The following is a 4,515-nucleotide window of genomic DNA, read 5'->3' as shown; positions in this document are numbered from 1 at the left end:
GACTTGACCTTTTCGGTGGTGCCGGAGCCGATGGTGAGCATGGCGATAACGGCGGCGACGCCGATGACGATGCCGAGCAGGGTCAGGAACGAGCGCAGCACGTTGCGGCGCACGGAGAGCAGCGAGAGGCGGACGGTTTCCCAGATCATGGTCAAGCCATCTCCAGGTTGGCCGTGTCGGAGGCGACGTGGCCGTCGAGGAAGCGGATCGTGCGCTCGGCATAGCCGGCGACGTCGGCCTCGTGGGTGACCATGGCGATGGTGAGGCCCAACTCGGTGTTCAACCGGGTCAGCAATTCCATGATCTCATGCGTGCGGGCGGTGTCGAGATTGCCGGTCGGCTCGTCGGCCACCAGAAGCGTCGGCCTGGTGACGATGGCGCGCGCGATCGCCACGCGCTGCTGCTGGCCGCCTGACAGTTCGGCCGGCGTATGGTGCTCGCGGCCGACAAGGCCGACCTCGGCCAGCGCCTTCATGGCAAGGTCGTGCCGGTCACGGGCGCCGACGCCGCGATAGATCAGCGGCAGTTCGACATTCTCCGCCGCCGTGGTGCGCGGCAAAAGGTTGTAGCCCTGGAAGACGAAGCCGACATAGAGGTTGCGCAGCAAGGCGCGGCGGTTGCGGTCGAGACGGCCGGCATCGACACCCATGAAGCTGTAGGTTCCGGCCGTCGGCGTGTCGAGGCAGCCGATGATGTTCATCGCCGTCGACTTGCCCGAGCCGGATGGACCCATGATGGCGACGAACTCGCCACGACGGATGGCAAGATCGACACCGGCCAGCGCATGGACCTTGGCTTCGCCCTGGCCATAGCTCTTCCAGACCTTGTCGAAGCTGATGAGGGTCGCGCCCGACGCCACGGTCTCAGCTCCGCTGCTGCGAGGCGGTGATGACTTGCGCACCTTCTTCGAGGCCGGAGGTGATCTCGGTCAGTTCGCCGTCAGTGGAGCCGACCTTGACGCTGACCGGCCGAGGCCGGCCATTCTCCAGCACGTAGAGCGTGCGCGAGCCGTCGGTGGGCGTCGTCGTCGCCTGGCGCTGGCGATTGCCGCCCGGACGTCCCATGCGGCCGGTGAACAGGTCCCTCAGGCTCCACGCGCGAGCAGTGGATGCCGCTGGCGGCCGGTAGCGGAAGGCGGTGGCCGGCACGGTGAGCACGCCCTTGGCCTGCCTGGTGACGACCGAAACGGTGGCGGTCATGCCAGGCCGCAACAACAGTTCGTTGTTGTCGACCTCGAGCCGCGCATCGTAGGTGACGACGCCGTCGGTGGTGACCGAGGCGTAGGAGATGTCGCGGATCTCGGCGTCGAACGGCCGCTCCGGGAAGGCATCGACGGTGAAGCGGGCATGCTGGCCGGGCTTGACCGCGCCGATGTCGGCCTCGTCGACCGCTGCCTTCAATTCCATGTTCCTGAGGTCGGCGGCGATGACGAACAGCACCGGCGCCTGCAGCGAGGAGGCAACCGTCTGGCCGGGATCGACCGATCGAGTCAGAATGATGCCGTCGATGGGCGCATAGATCGTGCTCTTGGCGAAGTCCGTCTGCTGCGCCTTGAGATCGGCATTGGCGATGGCAAGATTGGCTTTTGCGCTGTCGAGCGCAGCCTTGGAGCGGTCGCGCGTCGCGGTCGCCGCTTCGAGCGACTGGTCCGTCGCCATGCCGCGCTTGGTGAGTGCCGCAGCGCGCACGAGCGCCCTTTCGTTTTCGGTGAGGGTTACGGTGGCGTCCTCGACATTCGCCGCCGCCGCCTTGGCTGAAGCCTCGGCACGCTCGATCTGCACCTCCAGCTTGGCCGTGTCGAGCGCCGCCAGCACATCGCCCTTCTTTACCTGCTGGTTCTCATTGACCGCGACCGAGCGAACGACGCCGGACAGTTCGCTAGAAATGTCGACCTGGGTGAGGGGTTGCAGCGTGCCGGTGGCCGAGACCGCGACTGTGAGGTCCGCGACAGCAGCCGGCACCGTCGTATAGTCGATCTTGGCAGGAGACCCGGCATACCATTGATAGCCGACGAAGCCGGCGGCGATGACGATCAGCGCCAGCAGGCCATAGAGCCAGCCACGGCGACGTGTCTTGCGCAGCCCTTTCTGGTCAAGGCCGAGCGCCGTCTCGATGGCGGAATCCGATTCCGTCTTTGGCAGATTGACAATCTGGTCCACGCCGGACCCCTATAACGCCTGATGCCCCTATGAGTGTACAAATCAGGCTGACTGGTTCGAATATCAAATTAAATTTCGCTCATGTTTGGATTGAGGCAGAGGACTTTCTAAAATGCAGCCGCGCAATTACTTGCTTTATGATGTGTTTACGACCGAGCAACTGGCCGGCAATCCGCTGGCTGTCGTGCTCGACAGCAAAGGGCTGGACACGGCCGGGATGCAGGCGATTGCGCGCGAGTTCAATCTCTCCGAAACCGTTTTCGTGCTGCCTCCCGACAATCCCAAACACCGCAATCGTATCCGCATTTTCACGCCCGACTATGAAATGCCGTTCGCTGGTCATCCGACCGTGGGTTCGGCGATCGCGCTGGCCGAAATGGTCGGAGACGGCAACGCCGCCGGCATCTTCGTGCTGGAGGAGAATATCGGCCCGGTGCGCTGCGCCGTCAGCAAGCACGACGGCGCCACCTTCGCCGAGTTCGACCTGGCCAAGCTGCCGGAACCGCTGAAGCTCGCCGCCGATCCGGAGGCGATTGGGGCAGCGCTGGGGTTGGGACCACACGAGATCGGTTTCGAGAATCACCGCGTCTCATTCTGGTCGGCCGGCGTGCCCTATGTGATCATTCCCGTTGCCGACCTGGAGGCGGCAGGTCGGATAAGGCTCGACAACCAGGCCTGGTCGGAACTGGCGCCGCGCAAGAGCGAATGGGCTTTCGCTAGCCCCTATGTCTATTGCCGCGAGACGGTGAACCACGACAGCGCCTTCCATGTGCGCATGATCGTGCCGGGCAGTCCCTCCTATGAGGATCCGGCAACAGGCTCGGCGGCTGCGGCCTTTGCCGGCGCCATCATGCATTTCGACCGCCCGACGGACGGCGTATCGCAGCTGTGGATCGAGCAAGGGCTGGAGATGGGCCGGCCGTCGCGCATCCGCCTCGAGCTCAATGTCGAAGGCGGCAAACTGGCGGCCGCCCGCATCGGCGGCCATGCGGTCAAGGTGGCGGAGGGCAGGCTGTTCGTCTGAAGGACAGCCTGTGCTTCGTCATCCTAGGGCGGAGCAGGAGCGAAGCGACGTCGCGAAGACCCTAGGATCCATGCCGTAACGGCGGAGCGTCGCCGCGGGACACGCCTTGGAAGTCTTAGCAGGACGGAGGCTGAGGATGGATCACAGCAGCGCGGCTTTTGTTTTGCGCCGCTGCATTCTTCAGCCAATGTTACGGCATGGATCCTAGGGTCTCTGCTCCGCTTCGCGTTCGCTCCGCCCTAGGATGACGAAGCCGGTGCGATTTGTCGGGAAATGATTCCGGCAGGGCTGGACATGACTGGTATCGGCGGCTATATGCCCGCCGACGCCGGTTTTACCGGTCGAGTGGGTGCGTAGCTCAGTTGGTAGAGCAGCTGACTCTTAATCAGCGGGTCCACAGTTCAATCCTGTGCGCACCCACCAAAGATTTCAAAGACTTGGTGGAAAGACCCTGAAAGCGAGACGCGTTTGACGTGTCCCGCGTTGTTCCGGTTATGGCGCCGGCTTGCCCAGGCTGGCCTTGAACTTGACCTTCATGCCGATCTGCCCGGTAACGGTGATCTGAGATCCAGCGCCGCCGTTGTTGTGGCGATCCCGGGCGTTGACGTTCGTCGTGACGCTGGTGATTTCACAGCTGTCGGCGATGGCTTCGAGCACCATGGCGCAACTGCCGCTCGCTATCTTGTAGAAGGAACGTATGCCGGCCTGCTGTTGCACGGCCATATCTTCGTCGTCCTTGACCGGAAGGGTCATCGTTATGCTGGATTGCACCCTGGCCAATCCATCGTCGCCCGGCCGTCTGGGTCGGCCATTCTCATCGACATACTGGGAAAAAGCCGGCGCTATCGCGCCAGAAAGCATCGCAACTAAAAGTGCTGCTTTCAAATACATGTTTTGATCTCCGCATGAGGTTTTCTAATCTCATGGAACAATCAAAACGGTGTTATTGTTTTGGCTCAATCAAGCTGAAATTTTGACGGATTTACTTCTCCGACACCCCAGCCTCAGCAAAACTCGCCATGCGGGCGTGGCATTCGAGCGCCGAGCGGACGATGTTGACGGCGAGGCAGGCGCCGGAGCCTTCGCCGAGCCGCATGCCGAGATCGAGCAGCGGCGGCAGGCCGAGCGCTTCGAGCAGCCGGCGATGGCCGGATTCGGCCGAGACATGGGCAGCGATGGTGTGGGCGAGGCCGGCCGGGTGCAGCCTCGCCAGGGCCGCTGCGGCGGCGGTGCAGACGAAGCCGTCGAGCAATACCGGCACATTGTTGCGGCGTGCGGCCAGCGTCGCGCCGAAGATGGCGGCGAGTTCGCGGCCGCCAAGCGTGGCCGCGA

At 63.5% G+C, this 4,515-nt stretch carries 6 protein-coding genes and 1 tRNA gene; 2 read left to right on the top strand and 5 right to left on the bottom strand.

Going from position 1 to position 4,515, the window contains the following annotated elements; genetic code table 11:
• The 3 genes from CN311_RS20645 to CN311_RS20635 form a co-directional block, all read right to left on the bottom strand.
• On the bottom strand, positions 1 to 149 hold a 149-nt coding region (locus CN311_RS20645), incomplete at its 3' end, for an ABC transporter permease (RefSeq protein WP_165779782.1).
• 2 nt (positions 150 to 151) lie between these two features.
• Positions 152 to 859, bottom strand: coding sequence for an ABC transporter ATP-binding protein (locus CN311_RS20640; protein ID WP_097575564.1), 708 nt, complete (start codon positions 857 to 859; stop codon positions 152 to 154).
• A 4-nt stretch (positions 860 to 863) separates the two neighbouring features.
• Complete coding sequence (locus CN311_RS20635; protein ID WP_097575563.1) at positions 864 to 2,159, bottom strand: efflux RND transporter periplasmic adaptor subunit; 1,296 nt, start codon at positions 2,157 to 2,159, stop codon at positions 864 to 866.
• Between the two features lie 112 nt (positions 2,160 to 2,271).
• Between CN311_RS20635 and CN311_RS20630 the strand changes: the two genes are divergently transcribed.
• Together CN311_RS20630 and CN311_RS20625 are read left to right on the top strand one after the other, a co-directional pair.
• Complete coding sequence (locus CN311_RS20630) at positions 2,272 to 3,183, top strand: PhzF family phenazine biosynthesis protein (protein WP_097575562.1); 912 nt, start codon at positions 2,272 to 2,274, stop codon at positions 3,181 to 3,183.
• A 347-nt stretch (positions 3,184 to 3,530) separates the two neighbouring features.
• Positions 3,531 to 3,606: transfer RNA gene (locus CN311_RS20625), tRNA-Lys, on the top strand.
• 69 nt (positions 3,607 to 3,675) lie between these two features.
• Here the strand turns inward: CN311_RS20625 and CN311_RS20620 are convergent.
• Positions 3,676 to 4,074: a hypothetical protein gene (locus tag CN311_RS20620; protein WP_133117227.1), complete on the bottom strand. Its 399-nt coding sequence runs from the start codon at positions 4,072 to 4,074 to the stop codon at positions 3,676 to 3,678.
• Positions 4,075 to 4,165: 91 nt separating this feature from the next.
• Positions 4,166 to 4,515: nicotinate-nucleotide--dimethylbenzimidazole phosphoribosyltransferase (locus tag CN311_RS20615; protein ID WP_208866548.1), on the bottom strand; the 350-nt coding region annotated here is incomplete at its 5' end.

The organism is Mesorhizobium sanjuanii (assembly GCF_002529485.1).
In the GTDB taxonomy this organism is placed as follows: Bacteria; Pseudomonadota; Alphaproteobacteria; order Rhizobiales; family Rhizobiaceae; genus Mesorhizobium; species Mesorhizobium sanjuanii.
The sequence above is the reverse complement of the archived record's forward strand: the minus strand, read 5'-3'. Positions and strand labels throughout refer to the sequence as shown.

Excerpts from the sequence above, each read along its gene's own strand:
- CN311_RS20630 (WP_097575562.1), top strand. The coding sequence starts at position 2,272 with ATGCAGCCGCGCAATTACTTGCTTTATGATGTGTTTACGACCGAGCAA.
- CN311_RS20620 (WP_133117227.1), bottom strand. The coding sequence starts at position 4,074 with ATGTATTTGAAAGCAGCACTTTTAGTTGCGATGCTTTCTGGCGCGATA.